Genomic DNA, 17,876 nt, shown 5'->3' with positions numbered 1-17,876 from the left:
GTCTTACTTCTCCTCGGAGCCGGTGGGGCGGGTGTGGGTGACGGCGGGCTCGTTGCCGCCGAGCAGCAGGTACAGGACGGCCATCCGGATGGAGACGCCGTTGGCGACCTGCTCGACGACGGTGCAGCGCTCGGAGTCGGCGACCTCGGCGGTGATCTCCATGCCGCGCACCATCGGGCCGGGGTGCATCACGATGGCGTGCTCGGGCATCCTCGCCATGCGCTCGCCGTCGAGGCCGTAGCGCCGCGAGTACTCGCGCTCGGTCGGGAAGAAGGCGGCGTTCATCCGCTCGCGCTGGACGCGGAGCATCATCACCGCGTCGGACTTCGGCAGGACGGCGTCGAGGTCGTACGACACCTCGCAGGGCCACGTCTCGACGCCGACCGGCACCAGGGTGGGCGGGGCGACCAGGGTGACCTCGGCGCCGAGGGTGTGCAGCAGGTCGACGTTGGAGCGGGCCACGCGGCTGTGCAGGACGTCGCCGACCACGGTGATGCGCCTGCCCGTGAGGTCCTTGCCGAGGCCGGCGTCACGGCCGATCAGCCGGCGGCGCATGGTGAAGGCGTCCAGCAGGGCCTGGGTGGGGTGCTGGTGGGTGCCGTCGCCGGCGTTGATGACGGGTGCGTCGATCCAGCCGGAGTTGGCGAGGCGGTACGGGGCGCCGGAGGCGCCGTGCCGGATGACGACGGCGTCCACGCCCATCGCCTCCAGCGTCTGCGCGGTGTCCTTGAGGGACTCGCCCTTGGAGACGCTCGATCCCTTGGCGGCGAAGTTGATCACGTCTGCGGAGAGGCGCTTCTCGGCGGCCTCGAAGGAGATCCGGGTCCGGGTCGAGTCCTCGAAGAAGAGGTTGCAGACCGTGCGGCCGCGCAGGGTCGGCAGTTTCTTGATCGGCCGGTCGGCGACCCGGGCCATCTCCTCGGCGGTGTCGAGGATCAGGACGGCGTCGTCACGGGTGAGGTCGGCGGCCGAGATGAGATGACGCTGCATCTGTCAGGCTCCGTAAGGCAGTTCAAACGGGAGAATTGGGGCAATCGGCTGCGCACGCGGATACGCCGAAGCGGGCGTGCGCGCCTGACTCGCTACTGGTCGGCCGGCTTCACACCGAGCAGCACGGTGTCGCGACCGTCCTCCTCGGCGAGCTGGACCTTGACCGTCTCCCGCAGCGACGTGGGGAGGTTCTTGCCGACGTAGTCGGCGCGGATCGGCAGTTCGCGGTGGCCCCGGTCGACCAGGACCGCGAGCTGCACCGCGCGGGGGCGCCCGATGTCGTTCAGGGCGTCGAGGGCGGCGCGGATCGTGCGGCCGGAGAAGAGCACGTCGTCGACGAGGACGACCAGCTTGCCGTCGAGGCCGTCACCGGGGATCTCGGTACGGGCCAGCGCGCGCGGCGGGTGCATGCGCAGGTCGTCGCGGTACATGGTGATGTCGAGCGAGCCGACCGGGATCGTGCGCTCGGTGATCTGCGCCAGCTTGACGGCGAGCCGCTGGGCGAGGAAGACGCCGCGGGTGGGGATGCCGAGGAGGACCACGTCGTCGGCGCCCTTGGCTCGCTCGACGATCTCGTGGGCGATGCGGGTCAGCACCCGCGCGATGTCGGGGCCCTCAAGGACGGGCCGCGCATCGGTTGCCTGCGCGGTGGCGGGCGAGTCGTGCTTGTCCATACGAAACGGACCTCCTTCTCCGCCTCACGGGACGGACCTTAAAGGACGTCGGATTTGCGCCATCTACCGTAGCAGGTCATGAGGAGGGCCCGATCACCCCCTCCTTCACCCGCTCGGCCCAACCGGCTGCCGCCAGCACGGAAGCGTCGGTGTGGACCATTCGGCTTGACGAGCAAGAGTCACGCTGCGTAACCTCACAGTGAGTTACCAGCCGCGCGGTGGACAACCCAGTCGGCCGCGTCGACACAGTGTCCGGGGAGCTATATGTCCAGCGAATACGCCAAACAGCTCGGGGCCAAGCTCCGGGCCATCCGCACCCAGCAGGGCCTTTCCCTCCACGGTGTCGAGGAGAAGTCCCAGGGTCGCTGGAAGGCCGTGGTGGTCGGGTCCTACGAGCGTGGCGACCGTGCGGTGACCGTGCAGCGGCTTGCCGAGCTGGCCGATTTCTACGGTGTCCCGGTCCAGGAGCTCCTGCCGGGCACGACGCCGGGCGGCGCCGCCGAGCCCCCGCCGAAGCTGGTCCTCGACCTTGAGCGGCTGGCCACCGTGCCGGCCGAGAAGGCGGGCCCGCTCCAGCGCTACGCGGCGACAATCCAGTCCCAGCGCGGTGACTACAACGGCAAGGTGCTCTCGATCCGCCAGGACGACCTGCGCACACTCGCCGTCATCTACGACCAGTCCCCCTCGGTCCTGACCGAGCAGCTGATCAGCTGGGGTGTGCTGGACGCGGACGCGCGCCGCGCGGTGGCCACGCACGAAGAGGCCTGAGCCGCTTCACACCTGCGCAGAAACGTGCCGTCGGGGTGGCCGGAACCGTACGGGTTCCGGCTGCCCCGACGGCGTTTCCCGTGTGCCGGGCGCGACAGGAACGCCGGAGGGCCCACAGCGGCGCGCTGTGGGCCCTCCGGCGTGTCGTACGGGCTCTACGCCTCGTCCCGGCGCAGAGACGGCTTGAGCTCCTTCAGACGGCCCAGCAGGCCGTTCACGAACGCGGGCGAGTCGTCCGTGGAGAACTCCTTCGCCAGCTGCACCATCTCGTCCAGGACCACGGCGTCCGGGGTCCCGTCGACCCAGATCAGCTCGTACGCACCCAGCCGCAGGATGTTGCGGTCCACGACCGGCATCCGGTCGAGCGTCCAGCCGACCGCGTACTGGGCGATCAGCTCGTCGATGCGCCGCGCGTGCTGGGCGTAGCCCTCGACCAGCTGCATCGTGTACTCGCTGACCGGCGGCTGCCGGGTGTCGGACCGGGACAGCCGGACCCAGTCGGCGAGGACCGTCAGAACGTCGGCGCCGCGCTGGTCGCCCTCGAAGAGGATCTGGAAGGCGCGCTTGCGGGCCGTGTTGCGGGCAGCCACGGTTAGCTGTTCACCCGGCCGAGGTAGTCGCCCGTGCGGGTGTCGACCTTGATCTTCTCACCGGTGGTGATGAAGAGCGGGACCTGGATCTCGTAGCCGGTCTCCAGCTTGGCGGGCTTGGAGCCGCCGGTGGAGCGGTCGCCCTGGACGCCCGGCTCGGTGTGCTCGATGACCAGCTCGACGGCGGCCGGCAGCTCGACGAAGAGCACCTCGCCCTCGTGCGTGGCGACGGTGGCCTCGAAGCCCTCGATCAGGAAGTTGGCGGCGTCGCCGACGGCCTTCCGGTCGATCATGAGCTGGTCGTAGGTCTGCATGTCCATGAAGACGAAGTACTCGCCGTCCATGTACGAGAACTGCATGTCGCGCTTGTCGACAGTGGCGGTCTCGACCTTGACGCCGGCGTTGAAGGTCTTGTCGACGACCTTGCCGGACAGCACGTTCTTCAGCTTGGTGCGCACGAAGGCCGGGCCCTTGCCGGGCTTGACGTGCTGGAACTCGACGACGGACCAGAGCTGGCCGCCTTCGAGCTTGAGCACCAAACCGTTCTTGAGGTCGTTCGTGGAAGCCACGGTTGCGGAATCTCCTGGACTGACGTACGACCCAGGAGCACGCGCTAGAGCGCGAGCAGCTCCTTGGTCGTGATGGTGAGTAGCTCGGGTCCGCCGTCCGCCTCGGGGCGTACGACGAGCGTGTCATCGATCCGGACACCGCCCCGGCCCGGGAGGTGGACCCCCGGTTCGACGGTGACCGGCACGCAAGCGTCCAGTTTACCCATGGCCGCGGGCGCCAACTGCGGGTCCTCGTCGATTTCGAGTCCGACGCCGTGTCCGGTGAGCGGAGACAGGGCCTCCGCATAGCCGGCCGAGTCCAGCACATGGCGTGCCGCGCGGTCCACGTCGCGGCAGGCGGCGCCGGGCGCCAGGGCCTCGCGCCCGGCGCGCTGGGCGGAGAAGACCAGGTCGTACAGCTCTACCTGCCAGTCGGCGGGCGACGTGCCGATCACGAACGTACGGCCGATCTCGCAGCGGTAGCCACGGTAGGCCGCGCCGAGGCACACGGTGAGGAAATCACCCTCCTCCACGCGTCGGTCGGTGGGACGGTGCCCGCGCCGGCCGGAGTGGGGGCCGGTGGCCACCGAGGTGGGGAAGGCCGGGCCGTCGGCCCCGTGGTCGACCAGCCGGCGCTCCAGCTCCAGCGCGAGGTGCCGTTCGGTGCGGCCGACCAGGATGGATTCCAGCAGCTCACCGAGGGCCTGGTCGGCGATCTCGGCGCCGATGCGCAGACAGGAGATCTCCTCCTCGTCCTTGACCACCCTGAGCTGCTCGACGGCCCCGCCGAGGTCGGTGAGGCGGAGTGCGGGAGCGGCGGCGGAGACGGCCCGGTGCCGGGCCACCGTGAGGTGGTGCTCCTCCACGGCCAGGGAGTCGGCGTCCTGGCCCACGGCGAGGTCCGCCGCCCCGACCGCCGCGTCGCCGCCGGCTCCGGCGCCGTTCGGTGCAAGGACGTACAGGCGCAGGTTCTCGTCCGGGCGGCCGTCGCCCACGCGGTCGTCGGGCGGGCCGGCGCAGACGAGGAGGTCCTCGCGTCTGCCGAGCAGCAGCGCGGAGCCCCGCGGGGCCGCGGCGGCGAGATAGCGCACGTTCGACGGACGGGTGACGAGCGCTGCCGCGGTGCCGGCCGCGGTGAAGTGGTCTCTCAGCCGGGATCGGCGGGTCGCGTACACCTCTGACATGAGACGAGCGTAGAAGTTTTGCGGCGGTTGTGCCGATTTGAGAACGGCCGAGTGGGGTGCGGGCAGGCCAGGGGAGCTACCAGCTCGGTGGACTCGCGATGGCTCGCGCCAGGACCTCGTCCAGCACACGGGCCGTGCCCGGGACGTCCAGCTGGGAGTTGTCGATGATCGGCAGGCCCGAGCCGTACCAGCCGGCCATGCGGCCGTGGATGCGGGCCACCTCCTCGTCGGTGAGGCGGCGGTTGCCGGAGCGCTCGGCGTTGCGCTCCAGGACGATGTCCAGGCCCGGCAGGAGGACGACCGGGAGCAGGCCGGGGCCGACGTGCCGCTTCCAGCCGCCGAGGCCCACGACCGGGCGGTCCGGGAACACCGCGTCGTCCAGGATGCAGGAGATGCCGTTGGCGAGGAAGTTGCGGGCGGCGAAGCCGCAGGTGCGGCGGGCGAGGCGGTACTGGGCCTCGGAGTTGTCGTTCCAGCCGGACTGGGGGTCGGCGAAGCCCGAACGGACCCATTCGCGGACGTCGTCCAGGCTGATGTGCGCGGTGGACACCCGGCGGTGGTCCGCCCAGAACTTGGCGACGCTGGTCTTGCCGGCGCCCGCCGGGCCGATCAGCAGGACGGCCAGGGTGGTGGTCGTCGGGTCGGGCACCGGGGCCTGTGCCGGGGGGGCCGCGGGCACGCCGACCGGTCCGCCGGGCGGCAGCGGCACATGGCCGGTGGTCTCGGGGGCGGGCGGCGCGGAGGTGTGCTGCGGGGCCGGGGGGTGCACGACCGGGGGTACGGGCGCGGGAGACTGCGGGGGCGTGGGCGGGACGGCGCCGGTGGGGGCCGGGAAGCCCGGCGGCACAGGCACGGGGACGGCTCCCGGGTGCGGGCCCGGGTGGGGGTGTGCGGCCGACGCCCAGCCGGCGTGCGGCACCTGCCCCGGCTGGTGGGGCGGCAGCGGAGATCCCACTGCGTGCTGCATCCGTTGCCACTCCGTCTCGTCGTCCTCGGCTCGATCGCCGCTCCCTCGCGACGGGCGAGCGACAGACCATCGGTGCTGGTCGCGGGGGTGGGCCCCGCTGTTTCACCGAACGGTACCGTCCCCGGCCGTCGTTTGGTGAAACGGCCGGGGGCGGCCCGAAGTGCCCATTGCGCAAAGGAAGTCGAGGTCAGGAAACGGACGGACGGAACAGTCGGGTACTTACTGTCCGACCTCGCCGTAGGCGGCGAGCAGGACGGCCGGGTCGGGGCCCTCCATCACCGTCGGCTTGGCCAGGCCGTCGAGGACGATGAAGCGCAAGCGGTCGCCGCGGGACTTCTTGTCGACCTTCATCGTCTCCAGCAGCTTGGGCCACTGGTCGTAGCGGTAGTGCAGCGGGAGGCCGACGGCTTCGAGGATCGAACGGTGGCGGTCCGCCGTCGCGTCGTCCAACCGGCCCGCCAGACGGCCCAGTTCGGCCGCGAAGTGCATGCCGACGGCGACCGCGGCGCCGTGCCGCCACGTGTAGCGCTCGTTCTTCTCGATGGCGTGGCCGAGCGTGTGGCCGTAGTTGAGGATCTCCCTGAGGCCCGACTCCTTCAGGTCGCAGGAGACGACCTCGGCCTTCACCCGGATCGCGCGCTCGATCAGCTCGGCGGTGTGCGGGCCCGCCGGGCTGCGGGCGCCCTCGGGGTCGGACTCGATCAGGTCCAGGATCAGCGGGTCGGCGATGAAACCGGCCTTGATGACCTCCGCGAGCCCGGAGACGTAGTCGTTGACCGTGAGGGAGTCCAGCGCGGCGAGGTCGCACAGGACGCCGGCCGGCGGGTGGAAGGCGCCGACGAGGTTCTTGCCCTCGGCGGTGTTGATGCCGGTCTTGCCCCCGACCGCGGCGTCCACCATCGCGAGCACGGTGGTGGGGATCGCGATCCAGCGCACCCCGCGCAGCCAGGTGGCGGCGACGAATCCGGCGAGGTCCGTCGTCGCGCCGCCGCCCACGCCGACGATCACGTCGGTGCGGGTGAAATGGGACTGGCCGAGCGCCTTCCAGCAGTAGGCGGCGACCTCGGCGGTCTTCGCCTCCTCCGCGTTCGGCACCTGGACGGCGATGGCCTCGTAGCCCTGCTCGGCCAGGTCGGCGCGGAGCGCGTCACCGGTCTCGGCCAGCGCCTCCGGGTGGATCACCGCGACCCGCTTGGCGTTCGGGCCGACCAACCCGCCCAGCTCGCCCAGCAGTTGGCGGCCGACCAGTACCTCGTACGGCTCGGTGCCCGCCGTGCCGGCGACCTGGATCCGGGTGACTGCCTCGCTCATGCCTTCTTCAACTCCAGTGCGTCCAGGGCTGCTTGCGTGACCTGTTCGGGGGTGCGGCCGTCCGTGGCGACGACGGCGGAGGCGACCTCCTCGTACAGGTGCCGCCGGGCCTCCATCAGCTCGCGCCACTGCTTGCGCGGGTTGACCGCGAGCAGCGGGCGGGCGGCGTTCAGGCCGGTGCGCTTGACCGCCTCTTCCACGTCCATCGACAGGTAGACCACGCGCTGCCCGGTGAGCAGCGCGCGGGTGTCCGCGTCGAGGACGGCGCCGCCGCCGAGCGCGAGGACGCCCTCGTGCTCGGCCAGCGCGGTGGTGACCGCCCGCTTCTCGATCGCCCGGAAGGCGCTCTCGCCCTCGTCGACGAAGATCTCGGCGATGGCGCGGCCCTCCGCGGCGACGATGTCGTCGTCGGTGTCCCGGTAGCCGAGGCCGAGGCGCTCGGCGAGCAGCTGCCCGACGGTGGACTTGCCGACGCCCATCGGGCCGACCAGCACGATCGCAGGCACGGTGCTCACCGGATGTGGAGGTTGTCGAGGTACGACCGGACGTTGCGGCTGGTCTCGGCCACGCTGTCGCCGCCGAACTTCTCCGCGACCGCGTCGGCCAGCACCAGCGCGACCATGGCCTCGGCGACGATGCCCGCGGCCGGCACGGCGGAGACGTCGGAGCGCTGGTGGTGCGCCTGGGTGGCCTCGCCGGTGGTCACGTCGACCGTCTTCAGGGCGCGCGGCACGGTCGCGATCGGCTTCATCGCGGCGCGCACGCGCAGCAGCTCGCCGGTGCTCAGGCCGCCCTCGGTACCGCCGGAGCGGCCGGAGACCCGCCGGATGCCCTCGTCGGTCCTGACGATCTCGTCGTGCGCCTGCGAGCCCGGCACCCGCGCCAGCCCGAAGCCGTCGCCGATCTCGACGCCCTTGATCGCCTGGATGCCCATGAGGGCGCCGGCCAGCCGGGCGTCCAGCTTGCGGTCCCAGTGCACGTGCGAGCCGAGGCCCACCGGCACGCCGTAGGCCAGGATCTCGACCACGCCGCCGAGGGTGTCGCCGTCCTTGTGGGCCTGGTCGATCTCCGCGACCATCGCCTTGGAGGCGTCCGCGTCCAGGCAGCGCACCGGGTCGGCGTCCAGCTTCTCGACGTCGGCCGGGGTCGGGTAGACGCCCTGCGGGGCCTTGGCGGAGGCCAGCTCGACCACGTGCGAGACGATCTCGATGCCCGTCGTCTCCTTCAGGTACGACCGGGCGACCGCGCCGAGCGCCACCCGGGCGGCGGTCTCGCGGGCGGAGGCGCGCTCCAGGATCGGACGGGCCTCGTCGAAGCCGTACTTCTGCATCCCCGCCAGGTCGGCGTGGCCGGGGCGGGGCCGGGTCAGCGGCGCGTTGCGGGCGAGGCCGGCGAGGATCTCGGGGTCGACCGGGTCGGCCGCCATGACCTGCTCCCACTTGGGCCACTCGGTGTTGCCCACCATGATCGCGACCGGGGAGCCGAGGGTCAGACCGTGCCGGACGCCGCCCAGGAAGGTGACCTCGTCCCGCTCGAACTTCATGCGCGCACCGCGGCCATAACCGAGCCGCCGCCGCGCGAGGTGGTCCGCCACCATCTCCGTGGTGATCGGCACGCCGGCGGGAAGACCCTCCAGCGTCGCGACAAGTGCGGGACCGTGGGACTCCCCCGCGGTCAGCCAACGCAGCCTGCTCAACGGTCTGCTCCTCAGTGCTCGCGCCCGGTACTGCCCTGCGCACGCGCGTCCTCGCGTACGGCGACGGCGTCACCGGGTGCGCGACCCCGGTACGCCACCTCTGATCCTCCCACGTCCGGCGCGGTTGTCCGGCCGCCGGTCCAGCAAGCGGACGCGCGGGCGGGCGCTCAATGCGCGGCGAGCGCCTTCTCACCGGCGTGCCGCATGGCCTCCAGCGGCGCCGGGGAGCGGCCGGTCATCTGCTCGACCTGGAGGACGGCCTGGTGGACCAGCAGGTCGAGGCCGCTGACCACGGCACCGCCGCACATCGACCAGCGGGCCGCCAGCTCGGTGGGCCAGGGGTCGTAGAGCACGTCGAAGAGGGTCGCGGGGCGCTCGGGGACGGCGGCGGCCAGGGCGTCGGTGGTGCCGGCGGGCGTGGTGGCGACGACCAGCGGGGCGTGCAGTGCCTGCCCGGCGTCGGCCCAGTCCGCCGTGCGGACGTCCACGTCGAGCCGCTCGCCCCACTGCCGTATCTCGGCGGCGCGGGCCTCGCTGCGGACGTAGACGGTGATCTCGCCGGTGCAGATCCGGGCGAGGGCGGCGAGGGCGGAGGAGGCGGTGGCGCCGGCGCCGAGGATCGCGGCGGTGTCGACCTGTGCGATGCCGTGCTCGCGCAAGGCGGCCACGATGCCCGGGACATCGGTGTTGTCGCCGCGGCGGCGGCCGTCCCCGGTGAACACGACGGTGTTGACCGCGTCGACCGAGGCGGCCGTCTCGCTGATCTCGTCCAGCAGCGGGATGACCGCCCGCTTGAGCGGCATGGTCAGGGACAGGCCCGCCCACTCCGGCCCGAGCGTGTCGAAGAAGCCGGGCAGTGCGGCCTCGTCGACCTCGAAGCGCTCGTACGACCACTCGCTGAGCCCGAGCTCGTCGTACGCCGCCCGGTGCAGCACCGGGGAGAGGGAGTGACCGATGGGCTTGCCGAGAACGGCCGCCCGGCGGGCTTCAGTCGTCTTCACTGCCATGGATTGTTCTCAGCCCTTGTTCCTGGACGCGTTCCACTCGTTGACCAACTTCTCGTGCTCGGCGAGCGTCTTGGTGAACTGGCTGGTCTTGCCGTCCATCGAGATGAAGTAGTACCAACCGTCGTGCGTCGGGTTGAGCGCCCCCTGGATGGCCTCCTCGCCGGGGTTGTCGATGGGGCCCGGCGGCAGGCCCTTCGTGAAGTACGTGTTGTACGGGTTGTTGTACTTGCGCAGCTCGGTGACGCTCAGATCGATCTTGCTCTGGTTCTTCACGTAGTTGTACGTGGAGTCGAACTCCAGCCGCCCGTAGGTCTGCGGGTTGTCGGGCTGGAGGCGGTTGTAGACGACTTCGGCCATCTTGCGGAAGTCGTCGTGGCTCGTGCCCTCGGCCTGCGCCAGGCTCGCCACGGTGAGCAACTGCCAGGGGCTGTCGAGGCCCAGCGACCTGGCCTTGTCCGCCAGGCCCAGTTCCTGGTACTTGGAGCTGGCCTGGGACACCATGCTCTTGAGGACGTCCTCGGGTTTCTGGCCCTTGGTCACCGCATAGCTGGAGGGGTAGAGGAAGCCCTCCAGCGGGTCCTTGAGGTTCGGGTGGTTCAGCGCCCAGGCGGGCAGACCCAGCTGCTTGTAGTCCTTCTTGGCGATGCCCGCCGTGGTGCCCGCCGCCACGCCGAGGCGCGTGTCGATGAGGTCGTACACCGCCGTGTTGCGCAGGCCCTCGGCGATGATGAGGTTGCTGCGGCTCTTCGGGCTGAGCATCAGTTGCACGGCGCTCGCGGCGGACATGTGCTTCTCCAGCGTGTAGACGCCGTCCTGGAGCGTCTTGCCGTCCGGGTTCGCCTGCATCGCGGAGACGAACGCGGCCGCGCTCTCGACGACACCCGCCTCCTTCAGCTTGTCACCGATCGTCCAGCCGCCGGCGCCCTTGGGGATGACGACCGTGATCTGCTCGCCGTTGCCGCTGCCCGCGTAGTCCGGGGCCGTGCCGAAACGGTTCTGGTAGAACTTGTAGCCGAAATATCCGACTCCGCCGAGGCCGCCGCCGAAGACCAGGACGACCACCATGCAGGCGCAGCCGGTGCGGCGTTTCTTCTTCTTGGCAGGCTTCTTGCCCTTGCCCTTGCCGCGCCGCTCCGACCGGTCGGCGAGTTCGTGCGCATCGTCATCGTCGTCGTCATCGTCGGCGCCCGTGAAGAAGGGGTGGGTCTCCTCCTCGGGCACGGCGTCGGGATCGAGCTCCGGATCCGGCTCGGGGCGCCTGCGGCCGGGCGGCTCCGGCGGCGGGTAGGCGTCGTCGGTGCCGTAGAAATCGGGCTGTTGCCCGCCGTAGCCACCGGGCTGCCGGCCGTAGGGGTCGCCGGGGTCGGGCGCGTACGGGACCTGGCCGTGAGCGCCGGTCGCGTCCCAGCCGCCCTGTTGCTGGTACTGCTGCTGGGCGTGACCGGCGTACTGCTGCTGACCCTGCTCGTCGTAGTACGGGTACTGCTCATGACCGTACCCGGGCTGCTGCCCCTGGCTCCAGCTGCCGTGCTGCTGCGGCTGCTGGGGGTAGTGCTGCGGCTGGCCGCCGTAGGGCTGCGAGCCGTCGTGCGGCTGCCGCCCTCCCCATCCGCCGTCCCCGTACAACGGGTCCTGCGGATGCCACGGTTCGGAGCCCTGGCCCCGGCCATACTCAGTCATCGATCCCCTAGAGCCGCGAGGCCGAGCGGTCACGTGGCCGGTGGGCCGGCTTCCGTTCCGCCTCTTCTTGTGTCCCGGCTGTTCGAACACCGGCACATCGCGCGGAACGTTACCGTATCGCGATCAGATGACCACTTCGACGCCCTCGCCCGGTGCTTTACCTGACACCCGTTCGGATTCGAGGGCTTGCTGGAGGATGATCACAGCGGCGGCCTGGTCGATGACCGAGCGGCCCTTCTTCGATTTCACCCCCGAGGCACGCAGTCCCTGACTGGCCGTCACGGTCGTCATCCGCTCGTCCACCAGGCGGACCGGCACCGGCTTGATGCCCTTGGCCAACTCCTGGGCGAAGGCCCGGACCTTGACCGCGGCCGGGCCCTCGCCCCCCTTGAGGGAGCGGGGAAGGCCGACGACGACCTCGATCGGTTCGTACTCCTCCACCAGTTGCCGCAGCCGACGGTGGGCGGCGGGGATGTCCCGGCCGGGGACCGTCTCCACCGGTGTGGCGAGGATCCCATCGGGGTCGCACGAGGCGACCCCGATCCGGGCATCCCCGACGTCGATCGAGAGTCGACGTCCTCTGCGCATTTCTGACCGTTTCCTTGCGTGCCCGTTACTTGGCGGTATCGGCGACGAGGCGCTCGACGGCGTCGACGGCCTCGCCCACGGCGGCCGGGTTCTGGCCGCCGCCCTGGGCGACGTCCGGCTTGCCGCCACCGCCGCCGCCGAGGGTCTTGGCGGCGGTGCGGACCAGGTCACCGGCCTTGAGACCACGCTCGCGGGCGGCCTCGTTGGTGGCGATGACGGTCAGCGGCTTGCCGCCCGTGACCGTGAAAAGGGCCACAACCGCGGCCCGGCCGCCCTGGATGCGGCCGCGCACGTCGAGGACCAGCTTGCGCAGGTCGTCCGGCGTGGTGCCGTCCGGGACCTGACCGGTGACGACGGCCACACCGCGCACGTCCTTGGCCGACCCGGCGAGACCGGCGGCGGCCTGGAGCACCTTCTCGGCGCGGAACTTCTCGATCTCCTTCTCGGCGTCCTTCAACTTGCCGAGCATGGCGGAGACCTTCTCCGGAAGCTCCTCCGGACGGCCCTTGATCAGCTCCTGGAGCTGGGCGACGACCGTGTGCTCCCGGGCGAGGAAGTTGTAGGCGTCCACACCGACGAGGGCCTCGATACGGCGGACACCGGAACCGATGGACGACTCACCGAGCAGCTTCACCAGACCCAGCTGGGCGGTGTTGTGCACGTGCGTGCCGCCGCACAGCTCCTTGGAGAAGTCGCCGATGGTCACGACGCGGACGCGCTCGCCGTACTTCTCGCCGAACTCGGCGATGGCGCCCTGCTTCTTGGCCTCGTCGATGCCCATGATCTCGGCGTGCACGTCGAGATCGCGGGCCAGTACCTCGTTGATCTTCTGCTCGACGTCGGTCATCACGGCCGTGGGAACGGCGGACGGGGAGCCGAAGTCGAAGCGGAAACGGCCGGGCTGGTTCTCGGAACCGGCCTGGGCGGCCGTCGGGCCGAGGGCGTCGCGCAGCGCCTGGTGGGTCAGGTGGGTGGCGGAGTGGGCGCGGGCGATGGCCTTGCGGCGGCGGTTGTCGATCGAGGCGTGGGCCTTGGCGCCCACGGTGACCTCGCCGACCTGGACGACGCCCTTGTGGACGTACACCCCCGGGACCGGCTTCTGGCAGTCGCGGACCTCGATGACGGCACCGGAGTCGACCTTGATCCGGCCGGTGTCGCCGATCTGGCCGCCGCCCTCGGCGTAGAACGGCGTGCGGTCGAGGACGATCTCGACCTCTTCGCCCTCGGTGGCGGCCGGCGAGGAGGCGCCGTCGACCAGGATGCCGACGATCGTGGACTCGCCCTCGGTGTCGGAGTAGCCGATGAAGTCGGTCTCGCCGACCTTGTCGGCGATCTCCCGGTAGGCACCGGCGCCGGCGTGCCCGGTCTTCTTGGCCTGGGCGTCGGCCTTGGCCCGCTCCCGCTGCTCCTTCATCAGGCGGCGGAAGCCGTCCTCGTCCACGGACAGCCCCTGCTCGGCGGCCATTTCGAGGGTGAGGTCGATCGGGAAGCCCCAGGTGTCGTGGAGCAGGAAGGCCTTGTCGCCGGAGAGGACCGTGCCACCGGACTGCTTGGTCTCGGTGACGGCGGTGTCGAGGATGTTGGTGCCGGCCTTCAGCGTCTTGAGGAAGGCGTTCTCCTCGGCGAGGGCGACCTTCTCGATGCGCTCGCGGTCGGTGATCAGCTCGGGGTACTGCTGGCCCATCATGTGGATCACGGTGTCGATCAGGTCCTGGACGACCGGACCGGTGGCACCGAGCAGGCGCATGTTGCGGATGGCACGGCGCATGATGCGGCGCAGGACGTAGCCGCGGCCCTCGTTGCCGGGGGTGACGCCGTCGCCGATGAGCATCACCGACGTGCGCATGTGGTCGGTGACCACGCGCAGGGAGACGTCCGAGGCGTGGGCGTCGCCGTAGCGGACGCCGGTCAGCTCGGTGGCCTTGTCGATGACGGCCATGGAGGTGTCGATCTCGTACATGTTCTGCACGCCCTGCAGAATCATGGCGAGGCGCTCCAGACCGAGGCCCGTGTCGATGTTCTTGCTCGGCAGTTCGCCGAGGATCTCGAAGTTGTCCTTGCCGATGCCCTCGCCGCGCTCGAACTGCATGAAGACGAGGTTCCAGATCTCCACGTACCGCTCGTCGTTGACGGCGGGACCGCCTTCGGCGCCGAACTCGGGGCCGCGGTCGTAGTTGATCTCGGAGCAGGGGCCGCAGGGGCCGGGAACGCCCATGGACCAGTAGTTGTCCTTCATGCCGAGGCGCTGGATGCGCTCCTTCGGCACACCGACGACCTCGTGCCAGATGCGCTCGGCCTCGTCGTCGTCCTTGTACACGGTGATCCAGAGCTTCTCCGGCTCCAGGCCGTAACCACCCTTGTCCTGGGGGCTGGTGAGCAGCTCCCACGCGTAGGTGATGGCGCCTTCCTTGAAGTAGTCGCCGAAGGAGAAGTTGCCGCACATCTGGAAGAACGTGCCGTGGCGCGTGGTCTTGCCGACCTCTTCGATGTCGGGCGTGCGCACGCACTTCTGCACGCTGGTGGCGCGGTCGAACGGTGGCTTGACCTCGCCCAGGAAGTAGGGCTTGAAGGGCACCATGCCGGCGGGGACGAGGAGCAGAGTCGGGTCGTCCGCGATGAGCGACGCCGAAGGCACGACGGTGTGCCCGCGCTCCTCGAAGAAGCTCAGCCAGCGGCGGCGGATCTCAGCCGACTCCATCAGTGGTCCTCATTCCGGTCGTACGAGTACATAGGGGCTTCGATGTACTTCGGTGTGGTGCGGTGGGCGCTCGGGCTCGCCTCGATGGCGGTGAGGCGCCGGGGGGCCGGGAGTTCGGGGTCCTCGTGGATCCCGAGGGCCTCCTCCAGCTCGGCCTCCCGCACGGCCATGTTGTCGCGGACGTCGAGCGCGAAGCCCACCGCGCGGTCCTTCAGCCGATGACCGGTCTCCAGGGCCTTGTTGGCCGCGGTGGCGGCGAGGCTCTCCGGGGTCAGCTGCTTCAGCTTGCGGTTGACCTTGGTGGTGGCCCACACACCGGCGGCGACGCCGGTGGTGAACCAGAACGTACGGCGGAACATCGCTCGGTCTCAGTCCTTACTTCCGCTTGCGTCGCGCGGCGGGGACCGTGCGGCCCACGATCACGGTACGCCGGGGCGCCTTGGCGGGCACGTCCTCCTTGCGGCCGCCCAGCGCCCGGCGCACGCCGTAGCCGAAGGCCGCGACCTTGACCAGCGGGCCGCCGAAGGTGGAGGCGACGGTGCTCGACAGCGCGGAGGCGTTCGACGTGACCTCCTGGACGTCCGTGGCGATCGCGTCGACGCGGTCGATCTGGGTCTGCGCGGAGCGCACCGCCTGGGAGGCGTCGGCGAGCAGCGGGACGGCCTGTTCGGTCACGTCCGCCACGAGCTGGGTGGTCGCCTTGAGCGTCTGGGCCAGCCTCGCGAGTGCCACCGCGAGGAAGGAGACCAGGATCGCCCAGAAGACGGCCACCAGGATCCCGGCCACCTCTCCACCGGACACTGTGCGCACCCGCTCCCTGAAACGTGCCTCAACATCGAAAACATCGAAAAACCAGTGTCCCGAGCCTATCGCGCCGGGGCCGGGGCTCCGTACCGGATTACCGGGTGGTGCGGACGGAGTTGCGGGAAGCGATTGTACGGAATGAACACACTTCAGTACGCTCCGTGTCCCATGCGAGGTCCTCAGCGCCCAGACCCCTTCCCCGGCGGTGATCCGCCCCTGGAACTGACCACTTTCGTCGGGCGCACGGCCGAACTCGCCGGGCTGGCGGCGGCGCTCGGCGAGGCGCGGCTGGTGACCGTGACCGGGGCCGGCGGGGTCGGCAAGTCCCGGCTGGCCGCGCGGGCCGCCGCCGGATGGGGCGCCGCATCGGGTGCCGTGGCCGGGCGCGTCGAGCTGGCGGCGGTACGGGATCCGCAGTTCGTGGAGTACGCGGTGGTGGAGGCGCTCGGGCTGACCGACCACACCGCCCGGCTGCCCCGCCAGACGCTGCTGGAGCACCTCGCCGGCCGCCCGGTGCTGCTGGTGCTGGACGGGTACGAGCATCTGGCGGCGGCCTGTGCCGAACTGACCGCGGAACTGCTGCGCAAGCTGCCGCGGCTGAGGGTGCTGGCCGCGGGCCGGCGTCCGCTGGGGCTGGCGGGCGAGCGGCTGTTCCCGCTGGCGCCGCTCGGCGCGGACGAGGCGGTGGAGCTGTTCACGGACCGGGCCCGGGAGCAGGGGCTGACGGTGTCCGACGGCCCCGAGGTGCGTGAGCTGTGCCGCCGTCTGGAGGGGATCCCGCTCGCGCTGGAACTGGCGGCCGGGCGGGTGCGGGCCCTGTCCCCCGCGCAGTTGGTGCAGCGGCTGGACGACCGGTTCCGGCTGCTGGTCGCGGACGCCCGCGGCGATGGCGCCCACCCGGTGCCCGGCGGGCCGCCCGCCCGGCATCAGACACTGCGCACGGCGATCGGCTGGAGCCACGAGCTGTGCACCCCGGCCGAACGGCTGCTGTGGGCGCGGCTGTCGGTGTTCGCGCAGACCTTCGACCTGGACGCGGCCGAGTACGTGTGCAGCGGGGACGGGCTGCCCGCCGAGGACGTGCTCGACGTGCTGGCGGCGCTGCTGGTCCAGTCCGTGGTGACCCGCGAGGACACCCCGGCCGGCCCCCGCTACCGGATGCTGGACACCGTCCGGGCCTACGGCGCCGACTGGCTGGAGGCGGCCGGGGACGCGGGCAGGCTGCGCAGGCTGCACCGGGACTGGTACCTGGGCCTCGCGACCTGGTGCGAGCTGGACTGGTTCTCGCCCCGCCAGCACGAGATCGCCGAGCGGGTCGAGGCGGAACTGCCGAATCTGCGGGCGGCGCTGGAGTTCTGTCTGACCGAGCCGGACGAGGCGCACCTCGGCCAGTGCCTGGCGGGGTCGCTGTGGTTCTGCTGGGTCGGGTGCGGGCGGCTCGCGGAGGGGCGCCGCTGGCTGGAGCGCGGCGTGGAGCTGGAGTCGGAGTACGAGCAGTCCCGGCTGAAGGCGCTGTGGGTGCTCGGCTACGTGGCGATCCTCCAGGGCGACACCGTGCCGGCGCTGGCGGCACTGCGGGAGTGCCGGGAGCAGGCGGAGCAGGCCGCGGATGCGACGGCGGTGGCGTACGCCGAGCACCGCGCCGGATGTCTGGCCCTCGTCAGCGACGACATGGCGCGCGCAGAATCGCTGCTGCGGTCGGCTCTGGAGCGCTATCAGGAGATCGGCGAGCTGAACAGCAACGTCCTGATGGCCCAGGTCGAGCTGGCGATGACCCGGGCCTTCCAGGGTGATCTGCCGGACGCGGTGCGGTTGTGCGAGGACGTGGGGCAGGTGTGCGAGGACCACGGGGAACGCTGGGCGCGCTCGTACGCGCTGTACGTGCTGGCGTACGCCGCCTGGCTGGACGGCGAGCCGGCCCGCGCGCGGGTGCTGCTGGCGGACTGCCTGGGCCATGCCCACGCGTTCCGTGATCTGCTCGCCGAGGTGCTGACCCTGGAGCTGCTGGCGCTGGTGACGGTGACCGAGGGCGATGCGGCCGAGGCGGCCCTGCTCCAGGGCGCGGCGGCCCGGCTGTGGCCGTCGGTGGGGCTGCCGCTGTTCGGCTCGGCGTACTTCGACGCCCCGCACGAGCGCTGTGCGGCGCTGGCCCGGCAGGCGCTGGGGGACGCGCGGTACGAGGAGTGCGTGCGGGCAGGGGCCCGGCTCGACCGCGCCGCGGCGGTGGCGCGTGCGCTGGGGCACGAGCGCCCCGCGGGGGACGCGCGGAGCCGCGCCCTCGGCCCCCACCGGCCGGAACCGTTCGGACGACGGGAAAGGCAAACCCGCCGCCTCGCCCGCCCGGCAGGACCGGGCAGGGAGACGGCGGGCTGAG

The 17,876-nt window shown here is 71.3% G+C and carries 17 protein-coding genes; 2 read left to right on the top strand and 15 right to left on the bottom strand.

All coding sequences use genetic code 11. The annotated features are described in order from the left end of the window. Positions 1 to 3: 3 nt before the first annotated feature. Positions 4 to 990, bottom strand: coding sequence for an aspartate carbamoyltransferase catalytic subunit (locus ACZ4MF_RS33440; RefSeq protein ID WP_467495992.1), 987 nt, complete (start codon positions 988 to 990; stop codon positions 4 to 6). Between the two features lie 92 nt (positions 991 to 1,082). Then, positions 1,083 to 1,664 carry a bifunctional pyr operon transcriptional regulator/uracil phosphoribosyltransferase PyrR gene (gene pyrR / locus ACZ4MF_RS33435; protein ID WP_356036815.1) on the bottom strand — a complete coding sequence of 194 codons (582 nt, stop codon included), beginning with the start codon at positions 1,662 to 1,664 and terminating at the stop codon, positions 1,083 to 1,085. A 264-nt stretch (positions 1,665 to 1,928) separates the two neighbouring features. Between pyrR and bldD the strand changes: the two genes are divergently transcribed. Continuing rightward, the gene (gene bldD, locus ACZ4MF_RS33430) at positions 1,929 to 2,432 is read left to right on the top strand and encodes a transcriptional regulator BldD (protein WP_014671524.1); all 504 of its coding nucleotides are present in this window, start codon (positions 1,929 to 1,931) and stop codon (positions 2,430 to 2,432) included. A gap of 155 nt (positions 2,433 to 2,587) precedes the next feature. On the opposite strand, the gene nusB is transcribed toward bldD, so the two are convergent. The 13 genes from nusB to ACZ4MF_RS33365 all read right to left on the bottom strand — a co-directional run bounded on the left by nusB (position 2,588) and on the right by ACZ4MF_RS33365 (position 15,511). After that, positions 2,588 to 3,022, bottom strand: coding sequence for a transcription antitermination factor NusB (gene nusB, locus ACZ4MF_RS33425; RefSeq protein WP_356036818.1), 435 nt, complete (start codon positions 3,020 to 3,022; stop codon positions 2,588 to 2,590). Between the two features lie 2 nt (positions 3,023 to 3,024). Then, positions 3,025 to 3,591 (bottom strand): elongation factor P, encoded by a 567-nt coding sequence (gene efp, locus ACZ4MF_RS33420; RefSeq protein WP_071378290.1) that lies wholly within the window; start codon positions 3,589 to 3,591, stop codon positions 3,025 to 3,027. A gap of 44 nt (positions 3,592 to 3,635) precedes the next feature. Then, positions 3,636 to 4,754 (bottom strand): aminopeptidase P family protein, encoded by a 1,119-nt coding sequence (locus ACZ4MF_RS33415; protein ID WP_467495989.1) that lies wholly within the window; start codon positions 4,752 to 4,754, stop codon positions 3,636 to 3,638. 76 nt (positions 4,755 to 4,830) lie between these two features. Then, positions 4,831 to 5,721 carry a Pro-rich N-terminal domain-containing protein gene (locus tag ACZ4MF_RS33410; RefSeq protein ID WP_467495987.1) on the bottom strand — a complete coding sequence of 297 codons (891 nt, stop codon included), beginning with the start codon at positions 5,719 to 5,721 and terminating at the stop codon, positions 4,831 to 4,833. A 219-nt stretch (positions 5,722 to 5,940) separates the two neighbouring features. Then, a complete protein-coding gene (gene aroB / locus ACZ4MF_RS33405; protein WP_467495985.1) occupies positions 5,941 to 7,032 on the bottom strand; it encodes a 3-dehydroquinate synthase in 1,092 nt (363 codons plus the stop codon). After that, entirely contained in the window at positions 7,029 to 7,511 is a 483-nt protein-coding gene (locus ACZ4MF_RS33400; RefSeq protein ID WP_467496013.1) for a shikimate kinase, read from the bottom strand. The genes aroB and ACZ4MF_RS33400 overlap by 4 nt, the downstream gene beginning before the upstream one ends. 32 nt (positions 7,512 to 7,543) lie before the next feature. Further along, a complete protein-coding gene (gene aroC / locus ACZ4MF_RS33395) occupies positions 7,544 to 8,728 on the bottom strand; it encodes a chorismate synthase (protein WP_467495983.1) in 1,185 nt (394 codons plus the stop codon). 167 nt (positions 8,729 to 8,895) lie between these two features. Then, positions 8,896 to 9,735: a shikimate dehydrogenase gene (locus ACZ4MF_RS33390; protein WP_467495981.1), complete on the bottom strand. Its 840-nt coding sequence runs from the start codon at positions 9,733 to 9,735 to the stop codon at positions 8,896 to 8,898. A gap of 9 nt (positions 9,736 to 9,744) precedes the next feature. Then, on the bottom strand, positions 9,745 to 11,415 hold the full coding sequence (gene mltG / locus ACZ4MF_RS33385; protein WP_467495979.1) for an endolytic transglycosylase MltG: 1,671 nt from the start codon (positions 11,413 to 11,415) through the stop codon (positions 9,745 to 9,747). A gap of 123 nt (positions 11,416 to 11,538) precedes the next feature. After that, positions 11,539 to 12,003, bottom strand: coding sequence for a Holliday junction resolvase RuvX (gene ruvX / locus ACZ4MF_RS33380; RefSeq protein WP_467495977.1), 465 nt, complete (start codon positions 12,001 to 12,003; stop codon positions 11,539 to 11,541). Positions 12,004 to 12,028: 25 nt separating this feature from the next. Next, positions 12,029 to 14,701 (bottom strand): alanine--tRNA ligase, encoded by a 2,673-nt coding sequence (alaS, locus tag ACZ4MF_RS33375; protein ID WP_467495975.1) that lies wholly within the window; start codon positions 14,699 to 14,701, stop codon positions 12,029 to 12,031. Further along, complete coding sequence (locus ACZ4MF_RS33370) at positions 14,701 to 15,060, bottom strand: hypothetical protein (protein WP_467495973.1); 360 nt, start codon at positions 15,058 to 15,060, stop codon at positions 14,701 to 14,703. The genes alaS and ACZ4MF_RS33370 overlap by 1 nt, the downstream gene beginning before the upstream one ends. Positions 15,061 to 15,076: 16 nt before the next feature. Then, entirely contained in the window at positions 15,077 to 15,511 is a 435-nt protein-coding gene (locus tag ACZ4MF_RS33365) for a DUF948 domain-containing protein (protein ID WP_467495972.1), read from the bottom strand. Positions 15,512 to 15,673: 162 nt separating this feature from the next. On the opposite strand from ACZ4MF_RS33365, the gene ACZ4MF_RS33360 reads away from it, so the two are divergent. Then, a complete protein-coding gene (locus ACZ4MF_RS33360) occupies positions 15,674 to 17,875 on the top strand; it encodes an ATP-binding protein (protein WP_467495971.1) in 2,202 nt (733 codons plus the stop codon). The last annotated feature ends 1 nt before the right edge of the window (position 17,876 follow it).

The sequence above is a fragment of the Streptomyces sp. NPDC025793 genome (assembly GCF_055558375.1).
This window is presented reverse-complemented; position numbering and strand designations above follow the sequence as displayed.